Genomic DNA, 26884 nt, shown 5'->3' with positions numbered 1-26884 from the left:
TCCGTTCCACATATGTGGAAGGCCCGTCCCGGTTGCAGCGGAGAGGGCGGGATGAGCGGAAATGTGGTCAAGAGCGCGGCGCGCGTGTTCGAGGTGCTGGAACTCTTCAGCGCATTGCAGCGGCCGCTGAGCGTGCGCGAGATCGCCACGCGTTGCGGGTATCCGGGGTCGAGCGCGGCGGCGCTGCTGACCAGCATGAAGGCGCTCGGCTATCTTTCGTACGACGACGCAACCCACGCGTATGCGCCGACCGCACGGCTAGTCAACCTCGGCGAAGCGCTCGTCGATTCCGCGGCCGGCAGCCGGCGGCACTGGCATGCCGTCGCGAAACGGCTGGCGCTGCGCACGCACGAGGCGGTCGTGATCGCGGTGCAGAGCGACCTGTACGTGCAGTACATCGACGCGGTCGAGGGCTCGCATACGATTCCGATCCAGTTCTACGCGCCGATCGGCACGCGTCGCGAGATCTGCATGTCGGGGCTCGGCTGGGCGCTGCTGAGCCTTCAGCCGGACAGCACGATCCGCCGGCTCGTATCGCGCAGCATTCGCCGGATCGGGAAATCGGGCAGGACGATCGACGAGGACGTCGTGCTCGACAAGGTCGAACAGACGCGCCGGCTCGGTTATTCCTATTCGGCGCATACGGTCACGCAGGGCGCCGCGATGATCTCGATGGTGATCGCGGACGGCTGGAACGGCCTGCCGCTGGCCATGGGCGTGGCCGGGCCCGTCGAGCGGATCGGCGCGCGTCGCGACGCGATCGTGCGGGCGATGCGGGAGGCGCTGGACGCGCAGCGTACGGATGCGGCGGCGGGCTAGCCGGCCGAGGCCGGCGCACGCAGGCATTCGCATAGAATCGGGCGGTTTCGCCGCTCTTGTCCCGACTGCATTTCAGCGAGGCTGTCATGTCATTGAACGCGCCGCTTTCCGGCATCCATATCGTCGAATTCGAAGGTCTCGGCCCCGGCCCGCTCGCGGGCTGGATGCTTGCCGGCATGGGCGCGCGCATCACGCTGATCGCGCGCCCGTCCGGCCGCACGAGCGCGCCGGATGCGCTGCAGGCCCGCGACGGCGACTTGTTGCGCGAAGGCAAGACGATCGTCGAACTCGACCTGAAGGCGCCGGCCGGGCGTGACGCCGCGCTCGATTTGATCGCGCAGGCCGATGCGCTGATCGAGGGCTTGCGGCCCGGCGTGATGGAGCGGCTCGGCCTCGGGCCCGACGTTTGCGCGCGCCGCAATCCGAAGTTGGTCTACGGGCGCATGACGGGCTGGGGCCAGCACGGCCCGCTCGCGGCCGCGGCCGGGCACGACCTGAACTACGTCGCGTTGACCGGGCTGCTGTCGCTGTCCGCGCCGCGCGACGGCCGGCCGGGCCTGCCGCCGACCGTCGTCGGCGATGCGGGTGGCGCGCTCGGGCTCGCGTTCGGAATCGTCTGCGCGTTGCTCGACGTGCGCGGCGGCGGGCCGGGGCGCGTGGTCGACGGCGCGATCGTCGACATCGTGTCGATGCTCGGCTCGCTCGCGCTGTGGGCACGCGCGAACGGGCAGCTCGACGGCGCGCAGCCGAGCCTGTTCCACGACGCGCCGTTCTACGACGTGTATCGCTGCGCGGACGGCGAATGCGTGACGATCGGCGCGCTCGAACCGCCGTTCTATGCGTTGCTGGTCGAACGGCTCGGGCTGACCGACGTCGATCCCGCGTCGCAGTACGACCGCGCGTGCTGGCCCGCGCTGAAGACGCGTTTCGCGGCGGTGTTCGCGCAGCAGCCGTCTGCGCACTGGCGCGCGCTGCTCGAAGGCACCGACGCGTGTTTCGCGCCGGTGCTGAGCGTGGCCGACGCGGTCTCGCATCCGCATAACGCGGCGCGCGGGATCTATCGGACGGATGAGCACGGGAACGTGCGGGCGCGGGTGGCGCCGCGGTTTTTGCCGTTGGCGGGGGATGACGCCGATTAGGGCTGTCTTTCAGGAGGTGGCTTCCGTTCGTCGACGGCCCCGTGCTGGTGGTCGCGGTCGGCCGCCGCGAGCGTGATGCGGTTTATCTGGCTGCGATGAAACGCTAGCGCGACACGCGTCGCGGCATCGACGCCCGGGCTCGGCAACTCACGCCGTTTCCTCCGGCGCATCCGGCATCTTGCCGTCGCCGACGCGGTTGATCGTGCCTTGCGCGATCGCGACGAGCCGCTCGTGGTCGCCGTCGATGACGAACACATGGCACTGGCAGGTCGCCTGGTGCCGGCCCGCGTAGACGAGCTTCGCGCGGGCGACGAGCGTGCCGTTCACGGCCGGCCGCAGGTAGTTGATCTTGTATTCGGCGGTGATCACGCGCGGGCCGAGCACGAGCGCGCCGGCGAACGTCAGCGCGTTGTCCGCGAGATAGCTGATGACGCCGCCATGCACGAAACCGTGCTGCTGCCGCAATTCCTCGCGCACCGGCAGACACAGCGACACTTCGTTGTCGCCGATATGCATCAGCTCCGTGCCCAGCAGCATGCTGAACGGCTGCGCGCGCAATGCGCCACGCGCGTGGTCCGTGATGTCGGTCATCGCTTTCCTTCGAAATGAGTGCCCGCTTGCGCTGAACTCTAGGAAGGGGGCTCCGGATAAGCAAGGAAATTCGTCCGCATTTCGTGCAAATCCCGGCGCGATGCGACGCGATTATTGCGCCGAATACGCAAGATCTCCGCGTTTGCGGGCGATTCGACGCGAATGCGCGAGCGACGCACGCGATTGACCCGCGTGGCCGGCCATTCCGCCTAAAGTCCGACGAAGAAATGCCGCTAATGCCGGGGCATCGCCTCATCGTCCGCTCTTCAGGAATTCCCCCATGTTCGGAAAAATCAAGCTCGCGTCGGGTCTGCTCGGCGTGTTGACCGTGTTCTGCCTCTTCCTGTTCGCGATCGAAGCGCTCGGCTTCTGGACGCTCGCGTCGACGCGCCGCGGCGTCGACGATCTGTCGACCGTCGCGATCACGCAGGTCGACGCGGCCAGCCGCGCGACCGAGCAACTGCTCGACGCGCGCATCAACCTGTCGCGGGCCGGCACGCGGATGGTGCGCGGCGGCCCCAAGCCCGAAGACATCATCCGCCATGCGGGCGCGTCGCTCGCGGAAGCGGACAAGGCGTTCGCGGTGCTGACGGCCGCGCAGCCGGTCGACGACACCAACCGTACACGCGTCGCGGCGCTCACCGAGCGTTATCGCGCGCTGCGCGGCGCGCTGGGCGAACTCGTGCAGTTCCTCGACGCCGACAACATCCAGGCATTCCTCGACCAGCCGACCCAGGGCTTTCAGGACGCGTACATCGCCGAGCTGCATCGCTTCACCGACTACGGCGGCGCGTCGAGCCGCGCGGCGCTCGACACCATCGACGGCGGCATGCTGTGGTTCAAGTCGGTCGGCATCGTGCTGCTGGTGGCGATGCTCGCGGCGAGCGTCGCGATCTACGCGGCCGCGCGGCGCGCGGTCGTCGCGCCGCTGGAGCAGGCCGGCCGCCATTTCGAGCGGATCGCGCAGGGCCGGCTCGACGAAGCCGTGCAGGCGGGCGGCGTGTTCGAGATCGACCGGATGCTGCGCGGCCTCGCCACGATGCAGACGAGCATCGCGGGCACCGTGCGCACGGTGCGCCAGGCGTCCGACGCGATCCACCTCGGCGCGGGCGAGATCGCGGGCGGCAACGCCGACCTGTCGGCACGCACCGGCACGCAGGCCGCGTCGCTCGAGGAAACCGCCGCGAGCATGGAGGAGCTGACGGCAACCGTCCGTCAGAACACCGACAGCGCACGCGCGGCGAGCGCGCTGGCCGACGCGGCGCTCGAGGCGACGAGCCACGGCGGCGGCGTGGTCGACAGCGTGATCGACCGGATGCGCGGCATCGCGCAGAGCTCGGGGCGGATCGCGGAGATCATCTCGGTGATCGACGGCATCGCGTTCCAGACCAACATCCTGGCGCTGAACGCGGCCGTCGAGGCCGCGCGGGCCGGCGAACAGGGCCGCGGCTTCGCGGTCGTCGCGGGCGAAGTGCGCTCGCTCGCGCAGCGCAGCGCGCAATCGGCGAAGGAGATCAAGGCGCTGATCGAGGATTCGGTCGCGCAGATCAACGGCGGCGCGGAGCTCGTCGAGCGCGCCGGCGAAGCGATGCGGACGGTGTCGACGTCGATCACGCGCGTCGTGCAGACGATGTCCGAGATCACCTCGGCGTCGGTCGAGCAGAGCGTCGGGATCGAGCAGGTGAACCAGGCCGTCACGCAGATGGATCAGCTGACGCAGCAGAACGCCGCGCTGGTCGAGGAAGTCGCGGCGGCGGCCGCGTCGCTGAACGACCAGACCGCGCACCTGATGCAGGCGGTGTCGGTGTTCGAACTGGGCGACGGACGCGCCGCGCGCGGCGATCGCGCGGCGCCGTCGTTCGCGGCGACGGGTTACGAACCGGCCGGCAGCGCCGCGTAGGCGGTCGCGAGGTGGTAGGGCGTCGTCGACGGCATGTCGGCGCGCGACACCTGCCCGTCGGCCGTCTTGCACTCGAACCAGCCGCGCGGATGCAGGAAGCGCGCGGCGAACCGCTCGATCTGGCGTGCGAGCGGCGCGGAGGCCGGCGTGCCGCCGTGCGTCGCGAGCGCGCGCAGGTATTCGGTCTGCGCCCAGATCCGCTGCGTGCCGTCGATGCACGCGCCTTGCGCGTCGAGCGCCGCGCACACGCCGCCCGTCTGCGGATCGACGCCGTATTGCTCGGCGAACGCGAACGCGCGCGACAGCGCGGCGGGGAGCCCGGTCTGCGCGAGCCGCGCACCGGCCGCATCGACCAGATAGAACCATTCGAACTGATGGCCGGGCTCGAAACGGTTGTCGGCCGCTCCGAGCGGCAACTCGGCCACGCAGCCGGTCGCCGCGTCGACGAACGTGCGCTCGACGGCCTGCGCGGTGTGCGCGAGCGCATCGTCGAACGCCGGGTCGCCGAACGCATCGGCGGCCGCGAGCCAGGCTTCGGTCAGATGCATCAGCGGATTCTGCAGCGCGCCGCTGCCGGATGACGAGAAATCGGCGTGGCGCGCGGCATCGAGCAACGCGTCGCCGTGGCGCGGCGCGAAGCGGTCCTGGATCAGCGCGGCGGTGGTTTCGGCCACCGTGCGCGCGGCGGCGTCGCCCGACGCCGCATGCCAGGCGGCGCACGCGAACACGATGAACGCGTGCGTATAGAGATCCTTGGTCGTATCGAGCGGCGCGCCCTGCGCGTCGACGCTGTAGATCCAGCCGCCGTGGCGCGCGTCGCGAAAGTGCCGGCACAGCGCGTCGAACAGCGTGGCCGCATGCGCGGTGTCGCCGGCCTGCGCGAACACGAACAGTTGCCGGGCGCACGCCATTGCGCGATAACGGGTCACGGGCAGCGGCGCATGGGTGGCCGGATCGACGGCCTCGAACGGCAGTTGCAATGCTGGGTCGAACCCTGAACCCCGCCAGATCGGCAAGACGACGTGCGCGAAATGGTGGCGCAGCTGGGCGGCCTGGGCGGAAGCGGAGTCGGAAACGGGCATGGCGGGGTTGAGCGCTTGGATCGAAACGTGTCGGCGCGGCCCGGAGAATCGGCGCGGCCGGGGCCAAGGATAAAACATTCCGCGCGGCCGGCACCAAAAAAGGAGATAAATCGGATGCTCAGCAACCTGGAACTCGTGATGCGGCTCGTTCTCGCGGCGGCGCTCGGCAGCGTCATCGGCTTCGAGCGCGAGCGCCTGTCGTGGGCGGCCGGCCTGCGTACGCACATGCTGGTGTGCGTCGGCTCGACGCTGATCATGATCGTGTCGGCGTTCGGTTTCGCCGACGTGCTCGGCAGCAGCGACCACGTCGTGCTCGATCCGTCGCGGATCGCCGCGCAGGTCGTGTCGGGCATCGGCTTCCTCGGCGCGGGGTCGATCCTGCTGCGCGGCGAGATCGTGCGCGGGCTGACGACGGCCGCGAGCCTGTGGTCGGTCGCCGCGATCGGCCTCGCGGTGGGCGGCGGGCTCTATGTCGCGTCGATTTCGGCCACGATCATCATCCTGATCATTCTGGCCGGCATCAAGCCGCTGGAGCGGCGCTATTTCACGGTGCGCCAGCGGCGTCAGCTCGCGTTCACGGTGGCGAGCGGCACGCTGACGTTCGATTCGCTGCACGCGGCGCTCGGCCCCGACAGTGCGCGCGTGAAGCAGTTCATCGTGCAGCGTGCCGACGACACGGGCGAGCAGGACGAGGTGCGCATCGCGCTGGCGCGCGTGTCGGAACTCGAATACAAGGCGATCTGCGCCAAGCTGCGCGCGCTGCCGGGCGTCACGCGTTTCGACGGCGGGAACGGGATGGGGGGCGACGAATAGCGTGAATCGGTTGCGGGGCGTGCGACAATGGCCGATCACCGATTCCGTTCGACATCCGGGTTCGCGTCTGCGGGCCCCGCTATCCGATTTCCATGACCGAATCCGTTTCCGCGCCGCGCTCCCGCTCCCGTTCCACCCGTTCGTCGGCCCGTTCGCGCCGGCGCTCGGCCGCTGCCGCCGGCAGCACGTCCGCCAGGGCGACGGCACGATCCGGCAGCGCACCGGCCGGCGACGCGCCGCGCGACGAACGGACGCTCGACCTGTTCGGCGATCCGGTGCTGGAGCCGGGCGAGCGCATGCCGGTTGCGGCGCGCGACGAAGCGAGCGTGGAAGCCGATGCGGCGGCCGGTGTCGACGACGGGCGACAGGCCACGCTGGACGGGTTCACCCCGCCTGCGGATGTGGATGCGGCTGTGGCAACGCATGCGGAACCTGAAGGCGCGGCGCCGACGGATGTAGCGGCTAAGGTTGTTTCGACGCCTGAACGCAACGTGGCCGCGAACGTCGACGGCGCATCGGCAGAGGGCCTTGCAACGAAGGCAGCCCGTTTGCCTGCGGGCGATGGCGTCGTAACGCAGCGCGACGTGCCCGTGGTCGACGGCGCCGCGAACGCGGTGGCGACGCTGCAAACCGCCGATGGCGCTGTGGTGCAGGCGGCGGAATCGCGAGTTGCAGAGGGCGCAGTCGCGAAGCCTGTCGTCGAGGCGGCAGCCGTCAAATCCCGCGAAGGGAAATCGTCGGGGGATGCGGTGAAGGAGCGTCGCTCGTCGTCTGGCGGCAAGCGCCGGGCGGCTGCCGGCGCAAGCGAAGCGACGGCGGCGCAAGCCGCACCGGTTTCGACGAGCATCGATTCGAAGCGGGAAGCGGCTGACTTGAACCCGCCGCCGGTCGTCGCTGCACCGGTCGAGCCGCAGATGCCGGCACAGCCGGCACGATCGTCCGAACCGGCGATCGCCCCGCATTCCGCGAAGCCCCGCGACACGACTCGGCAGCCCGACGCTTCACCGCCGCCGGTCGCGCAGCCGGTGGCATCCGCCGCGTCGTTCGTGACCAAGCCATCGTCGGAGCGTACGCAACCGGCCGCGCCGGCCTTCGATCCGGACACGCACCTGCGCCCGCTGACCGACCGGATCGCCACGCTGCAGACCGACGTGGACGGCCTGACGCGCTCGGCCGATCGCGAAATGCGTCGCGTCAACCGCCTGTTGCTCGCGCTGGCGGTCGTCGTGCTGGCGGGGCTCGTCGCGCTGGTGCTGCAAACGCGCCAGATCGCGGGCCTGAAGCAGGACGTCGCCACCAAGCAGCAACGGATCGATCGCCTCGCGGCCGATCTGTCGACGCAGCAGGCCACGCTGATGACGCTCGAGGAGCACCACGAAGCGCTTCTGTCGCAAGTCGACCGGCTTCAGCGCAACGCGAACCGCGAGGCGGCCGTCGGGAAGCGGACTCACCGCGCGCGCTAATCGTTTCGACCCCATCCTGGAAGCCCGACGGAGCAAGGATCGCCGTTCCGCACCGGCGATCAGCTGTTGCGCACGTGCGGCAAACCGATGCAGCTCGCTGGCAGAGTTCAGGGAAAACCCTTAGAATGGAGACCATCTAAGGGAAAACCCTAGCCACGTCTGTCAGGAGTCTCACATGAGCTTCATCTTCGCCCTGCTGCAAAAAATCGACGACCTCTTCGTCTCCCCGCACCTGCCGCTCGACGCCGACTACTCGTACGCTGCGCGTCATGCGGAAGCCGAGCGCGTGCGCCGTGCGCACCTCGTGCCGATCGTCCTGTACCGTCGCTGATTCGCTGATTCGCTGATTCGCTGATTCGCTGATTCGCTGATTCGGCGCGGCGTCCGCCGCACCTGCCGCCCGTTTTCCGCCGCCGCATCGCGCGCCGGTGCGACTGTGCCGCTACACTGGAAGTCCGATTCCGTTCACGGCGACCGGGCCATGCTGCAGATGCGGCCGATGACGGCCGGCGAATTCCACGCGTACCGCACGCGAGCCATCGACGGCTACGCGCGCGACCTCGTTTCCTCCGGGCAAAATGCTGTCGAAGACGCGACCGATCGTGCGCGCGCCTGTTTCGACACGCTGCTGCCGGACGGTCTGCTGACCGCCGGCCAGACCCTCGTCACGCTCATCGATGGCGCCAGCGGCGACACGGTGGGCGACCTCTGGTACGCGATCGTCCCCGAAGGGCCGAACCGCACGCTGTTCATCTACGACCTCGACATCGTCCCGTCCCGGCGCCGCCAGGGCTGGGCCACACGTGCGCTCGATGCGCTCGACGCCGAGGCGCGCCGGTACGGCGTCACCGAGATCGGGCTGTCGGTGTTCAATCACAACGCGGCGGCGCGTGCGCTGTATCGCGCGTGCGGCTTCGCGGCGATCACCACGACGCTGATCAAACCGGTCGTGTCGGACTGAATCCGCCAGCCGGCGAGGCGTTGTCACATGCTGCCGGTTCGGCACGCCGTGTAGCGGGCCAACGCCGGCATGCGTTCCGATCCTTCCTGTTGGTCGAACGCCGAACGGCCCGTCCGGCCATTCGCCATTCACCGCCCTCCGCATCAACGCGCGCGGCCTTTCCATCTCCGCAGCAGCAACGCGTTGGTCACGACGCTGACGCTGGAAAACGCCATCGCCGCGCCCGCGATCACCGGATTCAGCAAGCCGAGCGCCGCGAGCGGCACGCCGACCAGGTTGTAGACGAACGCCCAAAACAGGTTCTGCTGGATCTTGCGGTACGTGCGTTTGGAGATGTCGATCGCGTCGGCGACGAGCGCCGGGTCGCCGCGCATCAGCGTGATGCCGGCCGTGTGCATCGCGACGTCGGTGCCGGTCGCCATCGCGATGCCGACGTCCGCCGCGGCGAGCGCGGGCGCATCGTTGATCCCGTCGCCGACCATCGCGACGATTCCGCCGTGCGTGCGCTTCAGTTCGGCGACGACGCGCGCCTTGTCGTCGGGCAGCACCTGCGCGTGCACTTCGCCGATGCCGAGCGTCGCCGCGACGGCCGCCGCGCTGCCGCGGTTGTCGCCCGTCACGAGCGCGCTCGCGACGCCGCGCGCCGACAGCGCCGCGATCGCGTCGCGGGCGCCCGGCTTCACGGTGTCGCCGAAGGCGATCAGCGCGAGCACCGCGCGCGGCGCATCGGCACGCATCAGCCACGAGATCGTGTTGCCGGCGCGCTCGAGTTCCGCCGCGCGGGCGTCGAGCGCCGGCGGCACCGCGATGCCGAGTTCGTCGCGCCAGCGCGTGCTGCCCAGCGCGAGCCGCTGCCCGCGGACGTGCGCTTCGACGCCGCGCCCCGCCACCGCACGCGCCTGCGTCGCGACGACCGGCTCCGCCGCGCCACCATGTGCGGCCACGCCCGCGTCATGCGCGGCGACCACCGCACGCGCGAGCGGATGGTCGCTCTGCCGCTGCACGGCCGCCGCGAGCGCGAGCGCTTCGGCGCGCGGCACGCCAACGGCGTCGAACGCCGTCACGGACGGTTTGCCTTCGGTCAGCGTGCCGGTCTTGTCGAATGCGATCACGGTCGTACGCTGCGCGAGTTCGAGCGCCTGCGCGTCCTTGATCAGCACGCCGTGCCGGGCCGCGACGCCGGTGCCGGCCATGATCGCGGCGGGCGTCGCCAGACCGAGCGCGCACGGGCACGCGATCACGAGCACCGCGACCGCGTTGAGGATCGCGGTTTCCATCCCGGCGCCGGCGATCAGCCAGCCGACCAGCGTCAGCACGGCGATGCCGAGGATCGCCGGCACGAACACCTCGCTGACGCGATCGACGAGCCGCTGGATCGGCGCCTTCTCGGCCTGCGCGGATTCGACGAGGCGGATGATGCGTGCGAGCGTCGTTTCCGCACCGATCGCGGTGGTTTCGACGACGAGCGCGCCTTCGCCGTTGATCGAGCCTGCCGTGACGGCGTCGCCGTCGTCCTTCGGCACGGGCAGGCTCTCGCCGGTGATCAGCGATTCGTCGATGTGCGAGCGGCCCGACACGATCCGTCCGTCGACGGGCACGCGCTCGCCGGGCCGGATGCCGACGTGCGTGCCGACGCGCACCTGCGACAGCGGCACGTCGCGTTCGACGCCGTGCTCGACGACGCGCGCGCGGTCGGGGCGCAGCGCGTTCAGCGCGCGGATCGCTTCGGTGGTCTGGCGCTTCGCGCGCGATTCGAGCCACTTGCCGAAGCGCACGAGCGTGACGATGACGGCCGACGCCTCGAAATACAGATGGCCGGGATGCGCGGGATCGCGCAGCAGCATCCACAGGCTCAGCCCGTACGCGGCCGACGTGCCGAGCGCGACGAGCAGGTCCATGTTGCCGGTGCGCGCCTTCACCGCATGCCAGGCCGCGCGGTAGAAGCGCGCGCCGAAGCCGAACTGCACGATCGACGCGAGCACGAGCTGGAGCCAGCCGGGCAGCATCAGGTCGATGCCGAACGGCGCGGCGAGCATCGGCGCGACGAGCGGCGCGCTCAGCACGGCGGCCCCGATCACGAGGTTGCGTTCGCGGATCGCCTCGCGGCGCTTGCGGGCGTCGAGGTCCTGCGCGGGGCGGGCCGGTTGCAAGTCGGTGGTGGCCGTGGCGCCGGCGGGTGATGCGGCGGCAAGCGATGCATGGTAGCCGGCTGTGGTGATCGCCGCGATCAGCGTGGCGGCGTCGAGCGCGCCGGCGCCGTGCACCGACGCGCGTTCGGTCGCGAGGTTGACCGTCGCGCGTGCGACGCCCGGCACGGCGGCCAGCGCCTTCTCGACGCGGCCGGCGCAGGACGCGCAGGTCATGCCGCCGATGTCGAGTTCGACGTCGGTGGAAGCGGGCGTGGCAGCGGAAGTGGCGGGCGCAGCCGCGACGGCGGCCGGTGTCGCGCCGTAGCCGGCTTGTTTTACCGCGTCGACAAGCTGTGCAGCAGAGACGGCGTTCGACGCGTCGACGGTCGCGCGTTCGGTCGCGAGGTTGACCGATGCGCGCGTGACGCCCGGCACCTTCGCGAGCGCTTTCTCGACGCGCGACACGCAGGATGCGCAGGTCATCCCGTCGATGTCGAATTCGATGCTTGCGCGCGCGGGCGCGGCGGGCAATGCAGTGGCGGCGGCCGGGACGACGATCTCCGACGCCGTCGGCGTCGCACCATAACCGGCCTGTTTCACGGCGTCCGCCAACTGGCCGGCCGAAACGCCGGCCGACGCATCGACCGTCGCGCGCTCGGTGGCGAGGTTGACCGATGCGCGCGTGACGCCCGGCACCTTCGCCAGCGCTTTTTCGACGCGTGACACGCACGACGCGCAGGTCATCCCGTCGATATCGAGTTCGATCGTCGCGGCGGCAGGAGGAAGCGCGGAGGCCACGGACGGCGTTTCGTCGCGCAACGCGTGCGCCGAATGCGTGGCCGCGCCGGCTTCGACCGGCGCCTCGCGCACCGCCGCGCGATAGCCGGCCTCCCGGACGGCGTCGACGAGCTGGCCCGCCGTGACGGTTTCCTGCGCCGTGACCGTCGCCGCATGCGCATCGAGATCGACCGCCGCATCGACGACGCCCGGCACGGCGGCCAGCGCCCGCTGCACGCGGCCCGTGCAGCCGCCGCAATGCATGCCGTCGACGCCCAGTTCGATCGTTTGCAGCGCCGCGGACGCGAGTGGTTCAGTCATGTCGGATTCCCCAAAAGCGCGGTTCGTACCGCGAATGGTTCCAGTATCAACATTCCCATGATGGTAAGGTCAAGCGCCGGCGACGATGCGACGCATGCCGATGCACAGGGTGTCACAACACGGGAAAAGCGATTGCCCGGCTTCCGAACGGACAGGCAGGCGATGGCGCCAGAACGGGCGCGTGCGCGCTCAGGCGCAGAGCTTCGCGCTCGCGAGGCGATTGAGACTGACGCCCTGCTCGGCGGCCTGGATGACCAGCGCACGGTGCGCCTGCGGCGGGATGCGGACCTTGAATTCGCCGCTGTAGGTTCGGTCGGCGATCGGTTCGGGTACCTTCTCGCCGTTCGCCGTCATTTCGCCCACGACGTCGGCGACGAGCCGGCGAATGCCGGCCAGTGCGCCCTCGGGCGTTGCATCGAGCCACGAAAGAGACGGGAACTCCGCGCAGAGGCCGACGTGCTCCCCGTCCTCCGGGGACCACGTTACGCGGTACGTAAAGTGGTCTTGGGTCATGATTTTTGTTCCTTCGGTCGATCGAGCGCGTCGGGACCCTGCCGCACCTGACAAGCCTTTACTTTCCCCGATCATTCCACCGGCCATCACTAATGGTGTCAATAATGACACCATTAATCCCTCCTCGCCACCGGTGCTGGTCCAATCGCTATTCCGGAGCGGCGCATCGTTCCAGATTCTTGGTGAATCCCGTGAACTCTTTCAGATTTTTTGACGGTTCGGCTAGCGTTTTACCCGTTATTCGGCATATTGGGGGATGCCCTTAGGCGCTATGATACCGGCCTGACATCAGCGCCCACCGTTACGAAACGTCATGAACGGTCATTCGGGCACGCTGGGGTGCCTTGCTTCGCCGTTCGCGAGACGAACAAGGCGTTGACTGAAAAGAACGATATTCGGCCAGTAATCGATGATTGAAAACCAGCGAGAATCAGTTTCTCTGCGACGCGCGTGCGCGTCGCTGGCCATTGCGGCGTTGCTTGCAGGATGCGCGTCGCAACCGGATGCGATCCAGCGGAAAACCGGCTGGATGCGCGCGGAAGTCGCCGACTCCTATATCTATGCGTATCCGCTCGTGCTGATGGACGTCGCGAAGGAAGCGGCGACGGGCGGCGACGGCGCGCAACCGGGGCAGGCGCCGCTCAACACGCTGCGCCATGCGCAGGCGCTGCCGCCCGTCGGCGCGGTCAATCCGCCGCTGCCGGGCGTCGACACGCTCGACTCGACCGGCTGGCTCGACGTCGCCGCCGAACCCGTGATCGTCACGCTGCCCGACACGCGCGGCCGCTACTGGGACGCGCGTGCACTCGACATGTGGACGAACGTGCTGTGGTCGTCGTCGAGCGTCGCGGCGCGCGGCGCGCGTGGCGCCGGGCGATCGCAAACGATTGCCTTCGCCGCGAAGGAATGGCAGGGCACGCTGCCGAAGGGCGTGGTGCGGGTCGACGTGCCGTCCGCCAATGCGTGGCTCGAAGTGCGGCTGCAGACGAGCGGCGGGCGCGACCTGACGAACGTGAAGAAACTGCAGCGCGCGATCCGCGTGGTGCCGCTGTCGGTCTACACGGGCGCCGAGCGCGGCGCGTCGGTCGCGGTCCACGCGGGCAGCGCGCCGTCCGAAGCGGTAGGCGGCGGCACGCCGGCCGAGCAGGTGGCCGCGCTCGACCCGAAGGCGTTCTTCACGCGTTTCGCACGGGCGCTGCAGGACAATCCGCCACCGGTCGACGACGCGCACGCACAGGAATCGCTCGGCGACATCGGCGTGACGGCCGGCTATCCGGTGCTGTGGACGGGCGACCGTCTCACGGCCGCCACGGCCGGCGTGGCCGAGGCGCGCGCGCGGCTCGCGACGCCGCCGTCGAACCTGCTGAGCGCGAACGGCTGGACCTGGATCGGCGATACGGCTGGCAAGTACGGCCAGGACTACGCGCTGCGCGCGTACGCCGCCTATACGCAGTTCGGCACCGCAACGCGCGACGACGAGACGCTCGCGGTCACCCGCGTCGACAGCGACGGCCACGCGCTGAACGGCGCGAACCGCTACGTGCTGCATTTCGCGCCGGGCGCGCTGCCGCCGGTGCGCGCGTTCTGGACGCTCACGCCGTACACCACCAACGGCGCGCTGCCGGACGTCGGGTCGGCGCGGCGCTCGCTCGGCGATCGCGATCGACTGCGCCGCAACCGCGACGGCTCGGTCGACATCGTCGTATCGGCGTCGCCGGGCGGCACGCATGCGGCCAACTGGCTGCCCGCGCCGCGTACCGATTTCGCGCTTGCGTTGCGGCTGTACGCACCGAAGCCGCAGGCGAGCGACGGGTCGTGGATGCCGCCCGTCGTCGTCCGGAAATGAACGGTTGACCGCCGCCGTTGTCCGACCGGCGGGCGCGGCGGCGGCGCCCGACCGCCGTACCGTCACCTCCTGAGCCTATACTTTCGGGATAGCGTGCGCGGCCGCCCGGTTTGTCCGGTGCGGCCCGGCATCCATTCCCGAGGCATTCAAGCATGGCAAGCGCAGACAAAGAAACCCTACCCTCGACCCTCCATGCCCTCGGTGGCGTAGCACGCTCGCGCCGGACCCGGCGTATCGGCATCGGCCTGCTGATCTTCGTCGTTTTGTTCGGACTGCTCGGCTTCTTCGCGGCGCCGCCGCTGATCCGCCATGTCGCCGAACAGCAGTTGAGCAAGCAACTGGACCGGCCGGCCACGATCCAGCGCATCGCGCTGAACCCGTACACGCTGAATCTCGAAGCCGACGGCATTCATCTCGGCGAGCGCGGCGGCCAGGGCGACTTCATCGACATCGGCAAGCTCGTCGTGAGGCCGTCGTGGTCGTCGCTGTTTCGCGGCGCGCCGATCGTCAACGAAATCCGGCTCGACTCGCCGCGCTTTCACGTCGTCCGCTACGACGCGCAGCGCTTCAACTTCACCGACCTGATCGAGAAGTTCTCGTCGCCGTCGCCGACACCCGACAGCAAGCCGACGCAGTTCTCGGTGTCGAACATCCAGGTCAACGACGGCCGGATCGATTTCGACGATCGCCTGCTGAACGAAAAGCACGTGGTCGACAACTGGACGCTCGGCATTCCGTACATCGCGACGCTGGCCTCGAAGACCGACATCTTCGTCGAGCCGAAGCTGCGCGCGCGCTTCGACGGCAGCCCGATCTCGATCGACGGCAAGACCAAGCCGTTCGCGCAGTCGCGCGAATCGGAGATCGCGCTGAAGTTCGACCGCCTCGACGTGCCGAAGCTGATCTCGTACGTGCCGGCGAAGCTGCCGGTGGCCGTGACGAGCGGCCTGCTGAGCAGCAACCTCACGGTCAATTTCGTGATGAGCGGCGAGACGCCCGCGTTGCGCGTGTCGGGCACCGTCGACCTGAACGACGCGAAGGTGACCGACCGCGCGTCGGCGCCGCTGTTCGCCGCGCGCGGCGTGCACGTCGCGGCGACCGGACTGGAACCGCTGCGCAACGCGATGCATTTCGACGAGATCCGGCTCGACCAGCCGGTGGTCGACCTGTCGCGCGACAAGCAGGGCGTGCTGAACGTCGAGAAGCTCGTCGCGCAACCGGCCGCCGTGCCGAAGGCCGAAGCCGGCAAGCCGGCCGCGTCGGCCGTCGCCGTTGCCGGGGCGTCCGCGGCTTCCGGGGCTTCCGGCGCGACCGTCGCCGCAGCCAGCGGCGCGAAGGCCGAAGGCGCCGCCGCGAAGGAAGCGCCGCCGCTCGACCTGACGATCCGTCACGTCGCGATCGACGGCGGCACGATCAACGTCGACGACCGCGTGCCGGCGACGCCGACCGCGCTGTCGCTGACGAAGCTCGCCGCGACGCTCGACGGCTTCACGCTGCAGGGCAAGACGCCGGCGAAATACACGTTGTCGACGTCGCTGTCGCGCGGCGGCGACGTGAACGCCGAAGGGACGTTCAATCTCGCGGCGAAGCAGGCCGACACGAAGCTGACGGTCGCCGCGCTCGCGCTGCCGGCGCTGCAGCCGTACCTCGGCGAGGCGACGCGCGCGCGCGTGCTCGACGGCACGCTCGGCGCGACCGTCAACGCGAAGACCGACTGGGGCAAGACACCGCTCGCCGCGGAAGTCGCGGACAGCACGGTCAGCCTGAAATCGCTGAAGCTCGCCGCGCCGGACAGCAAGGCGCCCGCGATCGTGCTGCCCGACGCGAACGCGAAGATCGCGAAGGTCGACGTCGCCGCGCGCACCGCGGAAATCGCGAGCGTCGACGCGACTGGCCTCGCGCTCGACGTGAAGCGCCTGAAGGACGGCAAGATCGACCTCGCGGCGCTGGGCGAACCCGCGCAGGCGGCGGTGCCGCCGCGCACGGTCGCGCGCAAGGCGCAGGCCGCCGCGCCGTCGTGGCACTACCGGATCGACGCGCTGAACGTGAAGGACGCGTCCGCGAACTTCACCGACCTGTCGACGCCGCGCCCGGTGAAGCTGGCGATTAAGCCGCTGGAGCTGTCGGTGCAGAAGGTGAGCGACGACCTGACGAAGCCGCTGCCCGTGCAGCTGAAGGCGACGCTGAATCGCAAGGGTTCGCTGAACGTGACGGGCGACGTGACCGCGCAGCCGCTGAAGCTCGGCCTGAAGATCAACGGCAACCGTCTCGACGCGGCCGCGTTCGAGCCGTACTTCGGCAGCGCGCTGAACGCGACGATCGCGAGCGCGCTGCTCAACGCGCAGGGCAGCCTGACGTTCGCGCAGGTGAAGGACACGCCGCGGGCGGTCTATCGCGGCGACGTCGCGCTGGTCGACGTGCGGATGCTCGACAAGGCGACGTCCGACCCGTTCGCCGGCTGGCGCTCGCTCGCGCTGTCGAACCTGAAGGCGAGCTACGACGAGAAGGGCACCGACGTCGACGCCGCGCGCGTGACGTTCTCGAACTTCTACGGCCGCGTGCTGCTCGACGCGCAGGGCCGGCTGAACCTGAAGGACGTGGTCGCGAAGGAGACGGGCCCCGCGCAGTCGCTCACGCGCGACGCGAGCAAGGGCGAGCCGGTGCCGCTGTCGCCGGGCGTGACGCCGCCGGCCGCCGCGCAGGCCGCCTCGGCCGCGGCCGCGCAGCAGGCGTCCGTGCCGGCCGCCGCGTCGGCGACGGTGGTCGTGAAGGCCGCGCCGCAGCCGCAGAACCCGGTGCGGATGCACTTCGGCGAACTGCTGCTGCAGAACGGACGCGTCACGTACACGGACAACTTCATCAAGCCGAACTACACGGCGAACCTCGTCGCGATCAAGGGCACGGTCGGCGCGTTCGGCACCGATTCGACGACGTCTGCGCCGGTCGACGTCGCCGCGAACCTCGCGGGCAACGGGCCGATCTCGATCAAGGGCTCGGTGAACCCGCTGATCGAGAAGCCGGCGCTCGACCTCACGGCGACCGCGCACGACATCGAGCTGACCAACCTGACGCCGTATTCGGCGAAGTACGCGGGCTATCCGATCACGAAGGGCAAGCTCAACGTCGACCTGCATTACCAGCTCGCGAACGACCAGCTGTCGGCGAACAACCACATCTTCATCGACCAGCTCACGTTCGGCGATCACGTCGAGAACGACACGGCGACGAAGCTGCCGGTGAAGCTCGCGATCTCGCTCTTGAAGAACACGCGCGGCCAGATCGACGTGAACCTGCCGGTGTCGGGTTCGCTGTCGAATCCGGAATTCAGTGTCGGCGGGCTGATCTGGCACGCGGTGCTGAACCTGATCGCGAAGGCCGTCACGTCGCCGTTCACGCTGCTCGCGAATGCGTTCGGCGGCAGCGGCGGCGAGGATCTCGGCTATGTCGAGTTCGCGCCGGGCTCGTACCAGTTGACCGACGCGCAGCAGAAGAAGCTCGACACCGTCGTGAAGATGCTGACCGAGAAGCCGTCGATCCGTCTCGACCTGATCGGCCGCGTCGATCCGGCGCAGGACACGCCGGGGCTGCGCGACGCGTATGTCGAGCGGCTCGTGCGCCAGCAAAAGCTGAAGGACGTGATCGGCCAGGGCGAGAGCGTCGATCCGATGTCGGTGAAGGTCGACAAGGCCGAATACTCGAAGTACCTGACGCGCGCGTACAAGGCCGCCGACTTCAAGAAGCCGCGCAATCTGGTGGGCTTGCAGAAGACGCTGCCCGATGCGGACATGAAGCAGGCACTCGCCGATCACGCGCCGGCCGACGACAACGCGCTGCGGGCGCTCGCGCAGCAGCGCGCGCAGGCCGTGCGCCAGTATCTCGACGGCAAGATCGACTCGAGCCGCATGTTCGTCGTCGCGCCGAAGCTCGACGCGAAGGGCATCTCGGACAAGGGCGCGACGACCCGCGTCGACTTCGGGCTGCAGTAAGCCTTACCACCATCCGTCATCCGCCGCCGCGCCCGCACCCGCCGGGCGCGGCGGCTTTTTTTCAGCGGCTGGCGACGGCCGGCTCGCGCTTGTCCAGCTCCTTCCTCGCGGCCAGCGGCAGACGCGCGTCGTCCCACTGCGTCAGCCATTCGACTTCCTTCGTGGTGAACACCGGTCCGTGGTTGCGCAACGCGTACTGCAGCGCGTCGACGACGTGATGGCGAATGATTTCGGGGGTACGTGCATCGTCCAGCACGAACCGGAGGGCTTCCAGGGTCGACATACTCGTGCTCCGGGTCAGGGAAAACCCTTTATGCCACGCCAATAGTCGCGGGCCAACCCGAAAAAAAATCCGGCCGCACGGTAAAGGATTTCGTCGGCACGAAGCAGGTCGCGCCGACGATCCTCGCGCTGCTCGACGCAGACCCGCACCTGCTGCAGGCGGTCGTCGCCGAGAACGCGCGCCTGCTGCCGGGGCTCGGTATCGGGCGTTCAGCGCCGGGGGCGGCGGTGTGTCAGCGGCATCGCGTGGGCGCGTCGGAAGAGGAACGCGGCGCCGGGTAGACGACCGTGCCGCGATGCCCGGTGCGTGGCTTGAATTCCGGCGCATGCACCGGCATATTCGTCACGCATTCCCGTTCAACGACGCGCCGAGAGGATCGTTCATGCGCCTGCTGCTTGCCCTGCTGTTGCCGTGGTTCCAGTTCTTCACGATCGGCCGCCCGATCGCCGGGATCATCTGTCTGCTCCTGCAACTCACGATCATCGGCTGGCTGCCGGCCGCGATCTGGTCGGTGTATGCGCTGAGCCAGTACAAGACCGATCGCAAGATCGAGGCGGCGTTGCGCGGGCGGGGGTAGGAGGGGAGCGGCTCGCGTCACCGGCCGACTGGCGGGATTCGTCGTTGCGAGCCTGCCGGAATCGGCCATCCACGACAAAACGGCCGCCCGGTCGATCGTTCGACCCGGGCGGCCGCTCCGCCTACTTCACCGCAAACAGCGTCAGGTTCATGAAGATCTTGAACGCATAGCCGAGCGTGACGGCGCCGATCACGCCGCCCGCCCACAGAACGACGAACCACATCCAGCCGCGCATCCGCGGCCGCGGCGCGCCGGGCTGGCCGGCGGTGGAATCAGTGGTGGTAGTAATGCTGGTCTTCATGACGCACCTTGCCTCGGAATACCCAATAGCCCATCGTCGTGTAGGCGATGATGATCGGGAGGATAACCGCTGCGCCGACCAGCGTGAAGGTCTGGCTCGAACGCGGCGCCGCCGCTTCCCAGATCGTCATCGTCTGCGGAATCGCATACGGGAACAGCGTGACGAGCAGGCCGACGTAGCCGAGCAGCACCAGCGCGAGCGCGAGCACGAACGGCGTCATGTCGTGCCGGTCGCGCACCGCGCGACGCATCCACGCCGCGCACGCGGCCACCAGGAACGGCACCGGCAGCAGGCGCCAGAACAGCCCCGAATCGAACCAGCGCTGCGCGATGGCGGGATCCTGCAGGGGCGTCCACAGGCTGATCACCGCGATGAAGCCGAGCAGCACGACGGTCAGCGGCCACACGACGCGATGCAGGCGGCGCTGCAGGTCGCCTTCGGTCTTCGCGACGAGCCAGCAGCAGCCGAGCAGTGCGTAGGTCACGATCAGGCCGAGGCCCGTCAGCAGGCTGAACGGCGTGAGCCAGTCGAACGCGCCGCCGGCGTACACGCCGTCCTTCACGTCGATGCCCTGCAGGAACGCGCCGAGCGCGATGCCCTGGAACAGCGTCGCGCCGGCCGAGCCGCCGATGAACGCGAGATCCCACAGCTGCTTCGTGCGTCGTGCCTTCGCGCGGATCTCGAACGACACGCCGCGGAAGATCAGGCACACCAGCATGAAGATCAGCGGCAGGTACAGCGCCGACAGCACGGTCGAATAGACGATCGGGAACACCGCGAACAGCCCGGCGCCGCCGAGCACGAGCCACGTCTCGTTGCCGTCCCACACGGGGGCGACCGTGTTCATCATCAGGTCGCGTTCCTTTTCGTCCGGGAAGAACGGGAAGACGATGCCGATGCCGAGGTCGAAGCCGTCGAGCACGACGTACATGAAGAGCCCCAATGCGATGATCGCGGCCCAGATTACGGTGACGTCCATAGGTTTTCTCGTTTGCGAATGGGGTGGGCTCAGACGGTCTCGATCAGCTCGTCGACGGCCGACATCGGGCGGCGCGCGGTGTGATCGGGGCGCGTGTCCGGTTTATCGTCGTGCTTGACGTCGGGCAGCGCGGGGCCGGCCTTCATCAGCTTCAGCATGTAGTACACGCCGGTGCCGAACACGAGGAAGTACACGATCACGAACGTCATCATCGACAGGCTGACCTGCTGCACCGACAGCGGCGACACGGCCTGCGCGGTGCGCATCACGCCATACACGACCCACGGCTGGCGGCCGGCCTCGGTCGTCACCCAGCCCGCGAGCAGCGACACGAAACCGGTCGGGCCCATCACGAGCGCGAAGCGCTGGAACCACTTCGATTCATACAGGCGGCCGCGGCGGCGCAGCAGCCACGCGAGCGCGGCGAGGCCGATCATCGCGAAGCCGAGGCCGACCATGATCCGGAAGCTCCAGAACACGACCGTCGAATTCGGGCGGTCTTGCGGCGGGAAGTCCTTCAGCCCGCGGATCTCTCCGTCCCAGCTGTGCGTGAGGATCAGGCTGCCGAGGTGCGGCACCTTCACCGCGTAGCGGGTCGTTTCCGCCTGCATGTCCGGAATGCCGAACAGGTTCAGCGCGGTGCCGCCCTTTTCGGTTTCCCACAGCCCTTCGATCGCGGCGATCTTCGCGGGCTGGTGCTTCAGCGTGTTGATGCCGTGCTGGTCGCCGATCACGGCCTGCAGCGGTGCGAGTACGAGCAGCAGCCACAGCGCCATCGAGAACATCTTCTTCACGCCCTTGTCGCGGCGGCCCTTCAGCAGGTGCCACGCGCCGGTCGCGGCCACCACCAGCGCGGCGACGATGAACGCGGCGATCGCCATGTGGAACAGGCGGTACGGGAACGACGGGTTGAAGATGATCGCGAACCAGTCGGTCGGCACGACGCGGCCGTCGACGATCTCGAAGCCCTGCGGCGTCTGCATCCAGCTGTTCGACGCGAGAATCCAGAACGTCGAGATCAGCGTGCCGATCGCGACCATCAGCGTCGCGCCGAAGTGTGCGCGCGGGCTCACGCGGTTCCAGCCGAACAGCATGATGCCGAGGAAGCCGGCTTCGAGGAAGAACGCGGTCATGACCTCGTACATCAGCAGCGGGCCGGTGACGGCGCCGGCGAAGCTCGAGAAGCCCGACCAGTTGGTGCCGAACTGATAGCTCATCACGACGCCGGAGACGACGCCCATCCCGAACGCGACCGCGAAGATCTTCGACCAGAACAGGCAGAGCGTCTTGTAGTACTGCTTGCCGGTCTTGAGCCAGCGATATTCGAGCACGGCGATGAAGCTGGCGAGGCCGATGCTCAGCGCCGGAAAGACGATGTGAAAGGAGACGGTGAACGCGAATTGCAGGCGGGCCAGATCGAGGGCCGAGAGTGCGGTGTCCATACCAGATGACCGAGGCTGACGATACCCGCCGGCGGGTGCCGGCGGACCCCGGCGGACAGGCGTCGGGGTTGGCTGGAGTATGGGCTGCGATGTTGCACCGCGAAATGCGCCAACTCGTCGCAGATGTCCAGCCCGTCGCGCGCGATTTCCGGATAAATCGTTGATTCGTATCAAGAAGGCCGTTCGCGACGCCTGCGGCCGCGGCGTGGCGGTCTGCCGCACGTGCGTCAATATGGCGCGTCGCGTCATTGGAACGACGCCGCGCGTGCGGCATCGCGGTGCGCGGCGACGGCCGGCACGCGCCGCGCGAATTGCGTACACTCTCAGTCTCGTTTCGGCAGGGCCGGGCGCCTCGGTTCCGGCTCGCGTTTACCCAGGGCACAGCGATGATCGATTTACGCAGCGATACCGTGACACGTCCGAGCCAGGCGATGCTGGCCGCCATGACCGCCGCCGAAACCGGCGACGACGTGTGGGGCGACGACCCGACCGTCCTGCGCCTGCAGGCGGTGACGGCCGAGCGGACCGGCAAGGAGGCCGGCCTGTTTTTCCCGAGCGGCACGCAGAGCAACCTCGCCGCGCTGATGTCGCACTGCGAGCGCGGCGACGAGTACATCGTCGGCCAGCTCGCGCACACCTACAAGTACGAAGGCGGCGGCGCGGCCGTGCTCGGCAGCATCCAGCCGCAACCGATCGAGAACGCGCCGGACGGCACGCTGCCGCTCGCGAAGATCGCCGCGGCGATCAAGCCGCTCGACAATCACTTTGCGCGCACGCGCCTGCTCGCGCTCGAAAACACGATCGGCGGCCAGGTGTTGCCGGAAGGCTATGTGCACGAAGCGGTCGCGCTCGCGCGCAGCCGCGGGCTATCCACGCACCTCGACGGCGCGCGGGTCTGCAACGCGGCCGTCGCATCGGATCGCCCGATCGCCGAGCTGTGCGCGCCGTTCGACACCGTGTCGATCTGCTTCTCGAAAGGGCTCGGTGCGCCGGTCGGCTCGGTGCTGGTCGGCAGCCGTGCGCTGATCGAGCGCGCGCAGCGCTGGCGCAAGGTGCTGGGTGGCGGGATGCGTCAGTCGGGCATTCTGGCGGCGGCATGCCTGTATGCGCTCGATCACAACGTCGAGCGGCTCGCGGACGATCACGCGAATGCCGCGCATCTCGCGGCCGGTCTCGCGCGCATCGATTCGGTGAAGGTGCTGTCGCATGCGACGAACATGGTGTTCGCGCAATTCCCCGAAGCCGATTGCGCGCCGCTCGAGGCGTGGCTGAAGGAACGCGGGATCCTCACGCAGATGCTGTATGCGTCGCGCTTCGTCACGCATTGCGACGTGTCGCGCGCGGACATCGATACCTTCGTCGGCGCGGTCGGCGCGTATTTCGCGCAGCGTCGCGCATGAAGCGGAACGCGCCGGCCGGCGACGGGCCGGCGCGGCATGACGCAACACAGGAAGGGGTGACGCGGCGCGTGGTCCGTCGATCGTTGCAGTGACGGCGGATCAAGCTTGCCGCGGCATGTCGGCGGGCGGCGTGCCGTCGTGAAACAGCGATTTCAGCTGCGTGCGCAGTTCGGCGCTGTCGGTGTGCTGGTGGACCGACACCGCGTGCTGAACGGCGGCCTCCAGCAGTTCGTTGTCGGAGTCGGCGGAAATCGCGACCGAGCAATGCATCGCGCTGGGAAACTCGCGGCAATCGATATAGCGGCGGGACATGATGTTCTCCTCACATGAAAGGGAACGGCCGGACCTGGATGATCGGCCGCGCGGCGCGTTCGCGAGGCCGATGCGAGAAGTATAGGCGGCGTGGCCGACTTTCTCGTCGTCGTGCGTACCGCGCCCGCAGCGTCGATCGCCCGCGCCAGTTCGCGCCCGCCGGCGCGTTACGGCAACGGCGCGAGCAGCCGGCGCGCCGCTTCGACCACCCGCGCGGACAGCGACGCCATCGTCGGCGACTGCACGGTCCACGCGTGCCAGTACAGCGTGACGTCGGTCGGATGCGCGGGCGCGAGATCGACGAGCCCCTGCGCATCGAGCGGCGCGGCGCCGATCAGCGGCTCCGGCACCATCGCGTAGCCGAGCCCGTGCCGCACCGCCGCGAAGTGCGAATGGGTGCCCGGCACGTAGTGGCACGGGTACGCGCCCCCGGGCAAGCCGAACTTCTCCTTCAGGAATGACGATTGCAGCGTGTCGCGCCGCGAATATGCGACGACGGGCGCGTGGCGCGCGCTCGTGCGGTTCAGCCCGCGCGGAAACCAGCGCACCGCGAACGCGGCGGCCGCGAGCAGCCGGTAGCGCATCGTGCCGAGCGGCGTCGCGATGCAGCCGCGCATCGGCTTCGGCTCGGTCGTCACGCAGCCGACCGCCATCCCGCTTTCGAGCAACGCGAACGTGTGATCCTGATCCTCGACGATCAGCTCGAACAGGATTCGCTCGCCGGCGAGCACGGACGTCAGTGCCGGCAGGAACCACGTGCCGAGGCTGTCGGAATTGAGTGCGATCGTGACCGAGATCGGCGATTCGCGCTCGGCCGCGAGCGTGCTTTGCAGGTCGGCCTGCAGCAGCGCGACGCGGCGCAGGTGCTGCAGCACGCGCTGCCCGGCCACCGTCGGGCGGCACGGCCGTGTGCGCAGCACGAGCGGCGTGCCGAGGCTCGCTTCCAGCGCGCGGACCCGCTGCGTGACGGCGGACGCGGTCACGTGCAGGCGCACGGCTGCCTGCTCGAAGCTGCCGGTGTCGGCGACGGCCAGCAGCGCGGCGGCTTGCTTCGGATCGATCGTCATCGACATGTCGGGGGCATTCCTGTGATCGGGGACGAGAACAGGCGGTAGTGTAAGGCAGCGTGGGTCGCCGTTCCGGCGCGGCGAATCGTCCCGCGGTACGAGATTCGTCGATGGAATCGGTTGCCGTAGAGGATGCGTGGCGGCGCGGGCATTTTGATCTACGCTGTCTGAATGGGCGCGATGCCGCTCGCGCGGCGGCGATGCGGTCATGCCGACGCCGGTGCCCGACGACGATATGCAGCACGCCGATCCGACGACACCCCACCGAAGAACACGCGACGGAGCAACAGAGCAATGATCTTCCGGCAACTTTTCGACCCGCAATCGTCGACGTACACGTATCTGCTCGCCGACAGCGCATCGCGCGAAGCGCTGCTGATCGATCCCGTGTTCGAGCAGGTGCGCCGCGACGCGGCGCTGCTCGACGAACTCGGGCTGCGGCTCGTCGCGACCGTCGACACGCACGTGCATGCCGATCACGTGACGGGCGCGTGGCTGTTGAAGCAGCGCACGGGCAGCGCGATCGCGATCTCGGCGGCGAGCGGCGCGCAAGGTGCCGACCGCTACCTGAACGACGGCGACCGCTGCGCGTTCGGCGCGCACTACCTGACGGTGCGCGCGACGCCCGGCCACACGAGCGGCTGCATCAGCCTCGTGCTCGACGACGAATCGATGGCGTTCACCGGCGATTGCCTGCTGATTCGCGGCACCGGCCGCACCGACTTCCAGCAGGGCGACCCACGCGCGCTGTATCGCGCGGTGCACGGCCGGCTCTTCACGCTGCCGGCCACATGCCTGTTGTATCCGGCGCACGACTATCGCGGGCTCACGGTGACGAGCGTCGGCGAGGAGCGGCGCTTCAACCCGCGCCTCGGCGGCGATCTCAGCGAAGACGATTTCGCCGGCTACATGCGCAACCTCGGGCTTGCGCATCCGCGCCAGATCGACGTCGCGGTGCCGGCGAACCTGCAGTGCGGCGTCGCCGCGAACGCGCCCGACGCGCAGGCGGCCGCCGACTGGGCGCCGCTCGTCTATACGTTCGCCGGCTTCTGGGAAATCGATCCGCAATGGCTCGAGGATCATCTGCCGACCGTGCAGGTCGTCGACGTGCGCGAACCGGACGAATTCGCGGGCCCGCTCGGCCATCTGCCCGGCGCGACGCCGATTCCGCTCGGCGAACTCGCCGCGCGCACCGGCGAACTCGCGCGCGACCGGCCGGTCGTGACCGTGTGCCGGGCCGGCGGGCGTTCCGCGCAGGCCACCGTGATCCTGAAGAAGGCCGGCTTCGACGCGGTCGCGAATCTCGGCGGCGGGATGCTGCGCTGGCGCGCCGAGGGGCGTGTCGTGATGGACGGCCGCTCGTAGCGACCGAGGCGGTTCCTCAAAAAAATATCGGGCCGATGTCGAAACGGCCGGGCGTCGCGCGTCGTCAAGGTATCCGATCATGTGGCGCCGCCTGACGCGGCGCGAAACCCCGGGAGCCTCCACGATGATGCCGACGCTTTACGCCCATCCGTTTTCGTCCTACTGCCAGAAGGTGCTGACCGCGCTGTACGAGAACGGCACGCCGTTCGAGTATCGCGTGCTCGCGCACGACGATCCGAAGCCGATGCAGGAACTGACCAGGCTGTGGCCGCTGAAGCGCTTCCCGGTGCTGGTCGACGCGGGCCGCACGGTGATCGAGGCGTCGATCATCATCGAGTATCTCGGCCTGAACCATCCGGGCCCCGTGCGCCTGCTGCCCGACGATCCGCGCGCCGCGCTCGAGGTGCGGACGATGGACCGCTTCTTCGACAACTACGTGGCGACGCCGCAGCAGAAGGTCGTGTTCGATGCGCTGCGGCCGGAAGCCGAGCGCGATGCGCGCGGGGTGGCCGACGCGCGCGCGATGCTCGACACGTCGTACGCGTGGCTCGACAGGACGATGGCCGATCGCGAATGGGCGGCCGGCGACCGTTTCAGCCTCGCCGATTGCGGCGCGGCGCCGTTCCTGTTCTATGCGGACTGGACGCACCGGATCGATCCGGCGTTCGCGAACGTGATCGCGTACCGCAAGCGTCTGCTCGCGCGGCCGTCGTTTGCGCGCGCGGTCGACGAGGCGCGGCCGTACCGTTCGTTCTTTCCGCTCGGCGCGCCCGATCGCGATTGACGGGCGCGACCGTCGCCCGCCGTGCGGCGGCCGC

At 69.1% G+C, this 26884-nt stretch carries 23 protein-coding genes and 1 pseudogene; 14 read left to right on the top strand and 10 right to left on the bottom strand.

Annotation, left to right across the window (positions count from 1 at the left end):
• The first annotated feature begins 51 nt into the window (after positions 1-51).
• From CFB81_RS27535 to CFB81_RS36835, 3 genes and pseudogenes are all read left to right on the top strand, one after another.
• Positions 52-819, top strand: coding sequence for an IclR family transcriptional regulator (locus tag CFB81_RS27535; RefSeq protein WP_089437261.1), 768 nt, complete (start codon positions 52-54; stop codon positions 817-819).
• A gap of 86 nt (positions 820-905) precedes the next feature.
• Positions 906-1958, top strand: coding sequence for a CaiB/BaiF CoA-transferase family protein (locus CFB81_RS27530; RefSeq protein WP_089437260.1), 1053 nt, complete (start codon positions 906-908; stop codon positions 1956-1958).
• 41 nt (positions 1959-1999) lie between these two features.
• A pseudogene (locus CFB81_RS36835) lies at positions 2000-2065 on the top strand (addiction module antitoxin); the annotation flags it as partial.
• A gap of 40 nt (positions 2066-2105) precedes the next feature.
• Here CFB81_RS36835 and CFB81_RS27525 read toward each other — a convergent pair.
• Positions 2106-2549 carry a PaaI family thioesterase gene (locus tag CFB81_RS27525; RefSeq protein WP_011353771.1) on the bottom strand — a complete coding sequence of 148 codons (444 nt, stop codon included), beginning with the start codon at positions 2547-2549 and terminating at the stop codon, positions 2106-2108.
• A gap of 280 nt (positions 2550-2829) precedes the next feature.
• Here CFB81_RS27525 and CFB81_RS27520 point away from each other — a divergent pair, with 280 nt between their 5' ends.
• Positions 2830-4449 (top strand): methyl-accepting chemotaxis protein, encoded by a 1620-nt coding sequence (locus tag CFB81_RS27520; RefSeq protein ID WP_089437259.1) that lies wholly within the window; start codon positions 2830-2832, stop codon positions 4447-4449.
• On the opposite strand, the gene CFB81_RS27515 is transcribed toward CFB81_RS27520, so the two are convergent.
• Complete coding sequence (locus CFB81_RS27515; protein ID WP_069621639.1) at positions 4422-5531, bottom strand: AGE family epimerase/isomerase; 1110 nt, start codon at positions 5529-5531, stop codon at positions 4422-4424. The two genes, CFB81_RS27520 and CFB81_RS27515, sit on opposite strands and share 28 nt — an antisense overlap.
• A gap of 114 nt (positions 5532-5645) precedes the next feature.
• Here CFB81_RS27515 and CFB81_RS27510 point away from each other — a divergent pair, with 114 nt between their 5' ends.
• The 4 genes from CFB81_RS27510 to CFB81_RS27500 all read left to right on the top strand — a co-directional run bounded on the left by CFB81_RS27510 (position 5646) and on the right by CFB81_RS27500 (position 8768).
• Positions 5646-6344: an MgtC/SapB family protein gene (locus tag CFB81_RS27510; protein ID WP_089437258.1), complete on the top strand. Its 699-nt coding sequence runs from the start codon at positions 5646-5648 to the stop codon at positions 6342-6344.
• Between the two features lie 92 nt (positions 6345-6436).
• Positions 6437-7807, top strand: coding sequence for a flagellar hook-length control protein FliK (locus tag CFB81_RS27505; RefSeq protein ID WP_089437257.1), 1371 nt, complete (start codon positions 6437-6439; stop codon positions 7805-7807).
• A 175-nt stretch (positions 7808-7982) separates the two neighbouring features.
• Positions 7983-8138: a hypothetical protein gene (locus CFB81_RS36295; protein WP_174385615.1), complete on the top strand. Its 156-nt coding sequence runs from the start codon at positions 7983-7985 to the stop codon at positions 8136-8138.
• A gap of 150 nt (positions 8139-8288) precedes the next feature.
• Positions 8289-8768: a GNAT family N-acetyltransferase gene (locus CFB81_RS27500; protein ID WP_089437256.1), complete on the top strand. Its 480-nt coding sequence runs from the start codon at positions 8289-8291 to the stop codon at positions 8766-8768.
• A gap of 143 nt (positions 8769-8911) precedes the next feature.
• Here the strand turns inward: CFB81_RS27500 and CFB81_RS27495 are convergent, their stop codons facing one another.
• On the bottom strand, positions 8912-11995 hold the full coding sequence (locus CFB81_RS27495; protein WP_089437255.1) for a heavy metal translocating P-type ATPase: 3084 nt from the start codon (positions 11993-11995) through the stop codon (positions 8912-8914).
• 189 nt (positions 11996-12184) lie between these two features.
• The gene (locus tag CFB81_RS27490; RefSeq protein ID WP_089437254.1) at positions 12185-12508 is read right to left on the bottom strand and encodes a type II toxin-antitoxin system HicB family antitoxin; all 324 of its coding nucleotides are present in this window, start codon (positions 12506-12508) and stop codon (positions 12185-12187) included.
• Positions 12509-12917: 409 nt separating this feature from the next.
• Between CFB81_RS27490 and CFB81_RS27485 the strand changes: the two genes are divergently transcribed.
• Together CFB81_RS27485 and CFB81_RS27480 are read left to right on the top strand one after the other, a co-directional pair.
• A complete protein-coding gene (locus tag CFB81_RS27485) occupies positions 12918-14354 on the top strand; it encodes a DUF1254 domain-containing protein (protein WP_089437253.1) in 1437 nt (478 codons plus the stop codon).
• 152 nt (positions 14355-14506) lie between these two features.
• Positions 14507-18340 carry a DUF748 domain-containing protein gene (locus CFB81_RS27480; protein WP_089437252.1) on the top strand — a complete coding sequence of 1278 codons (3834 nt, stop codon included), beginning with the start codon at positions 14507-14509 and terminating at the stop codon, positions 18338-18340.
• A gap of 61 nt (positions 18341-18401) precedes the next feature.
• On the opposite strand, the gene CFB81_RS27475 is transcribed toward CFB81_RS27480, so the two are convergent.
• On the bottom strand, positions 18402-18623 hold the full coding sequence (locus CFB81_RS27475; RefSeq protein WP_050012198.1) for a hypothetical protein: 222 nt from the start codon (positions 18621-18623) through the stop codon (positions 18402-18404).
• A gap of 382 nt (positions 18624-19005) precedes the next feature.
• Here CFB81_RS27475 and CFB81_RS27465 point away from each other — a divergent pair, with 382 nt between their 5' ends.
• A complete protein-coding gene (locus CFB81_RS27465; protein ID WP_034206306.1) occupies positions 19006-19200 on the top strand; it encodes a YqaE/Pmp3 family membrane protein in 195 nt (64 codons plus the stop codon).
• 121 nt (positions 19201-19321) lie between these two features.
• Here CFB81_RS27465 and CFB81_RS27460 read toward each other — a convergent pair whose 3' ends face one another.
• The 3 genes from CFB81_RS27460 to CFB81_RS27450 are packed head-to-tail and all read right to left on the bottom strand — an operon-like array spanning position 19322 to position 21922.
• Positions 19322-19501, bottom strand: a complete 180-nt coding sequence (locus tag CFB81_RS27460) for a hypothetical protein (protein WP_050012191.1) — start codon at positions 19499-19501, stop codon at positions 19322-19324.
• Complete coding sequence (cydB, locus tag CFB81_RS27455) at positions 19473-20480, bottom strand: cytochrome d ubiquinol oxidase subunit II (RefSeq protein ID WP_069621630.1); 1008 nt, start codon at positions 20478-20480, stop codon at positions 19473-19475. Before cydB ends, CFB81_RS27460 begins: the two co-directional genes overlap by 29 nt.
• Before the next feature lie 29 nt (positions 20481-20509).
• Positions 20510-21922 carry a cytochrome ubiquinol oxidase subunit I gene (locus tag CFB81_RS27450; RefSeq protein ID WP_012339265.1) on the bottom strand — a complete coding sequence of 471 codons (1413 nt, stop codon included), beginning with the start codon at positions 21920-21922 and terminating at the stop codon, positions 20510-20512.
• 386 nt (positions 21923-22308) lie between these two features.
• Here CFB81_RS27450 and ltaE point away from each other — a divergent pair, with 386 nt between their 5' ends.
• On the top strand, positions 22309-23322 hold the full coding sequence (ltaE, locus tag CFB81_RS27445) for a low-specificity L-threonine aldolase (RefSeq protein ID WP_069621629.1): 1014 nt from the start codon (positions 22309-22311) through the stop codon (positions 23320-23322).
• Positions 23323-23421: 99 nt separating this feature from the next.
• Here the strand turns inward: ltaE and CFB81_RS27440 are convergent, their stop codons facing one another.
• Both CFB81_RS27440 and CFB81_RS27435 read right to left on the bottom strand, forming a co-directional pair.
• Positions 23422-23634, bottom strand: a complete 213-nt coding sequence (locus tag CFB81_RS27440) for a DUF1059 domain-containing protein (RefSeq protein ID WP_069621628.1) — start codon at positions 23632-23634, stop codon at positions 23422-23424.
• A 167-nt stretch (positions 23635-23801) separates the two neighbouring features.
• Complete coding sequence (locus tag CFB81_RS27435; protein ID WP_089437250.1) at positions 23802-24707, bottom strand: HTH-type transcriptional regulator ArgP; 906 nt, start codon at positions 24705-24707, stop codon at positions 23802-23804.
• Positions 24708-24995: 288 nt separating this feature from the next.
• Between CFB81_RS27435 and CFB81_RS27430 the strand changes: the two genes are divergently transcribed.
• Together CFB81_RS27430 and CFB81_RS27425 are read left to right on the top strand one after the other, a co-directional pair.
• Positions 24996-26066: a rhodanese-like domain-containing protein gene (locus tag CFB81_RS27430; RefSeq protein ID WP_089437249.1), complete on the top strand. Its 1071-nt coding sequence runs from the start codon at positions 24996-24998 to the stop codon at positions 26064-26066.
• Positions 26067-26190: 124 nt separating this feature from the next.
• A complete protein-coding gene (locus tag CFB81_RS27425; RefSeq protein WP_069621625.1) occupies positions 26191-26850 on the top strand; it encodes a glutathione S-transferase family protein in 660 nt (219 codons plus the stop codon).
• The last annotated feature ends 34 nt before the right edge of the window (positions 26851-26884 follow it).

The organism is Burkholderia sp. AU28863 (assembly GCF_002223195.1).
Lineage (GTDB): Bacteria > Pseudomonadota > Gammaproteobacteria > Burkholderiales > Burkholderiaceae > Burkholderia > Burkholderia sola.
The sequence above is the reverse complement of the archived record's forward strand: the minus strand, read 5'-3'. Positions and strand labels throughout refer to the sequence as shown.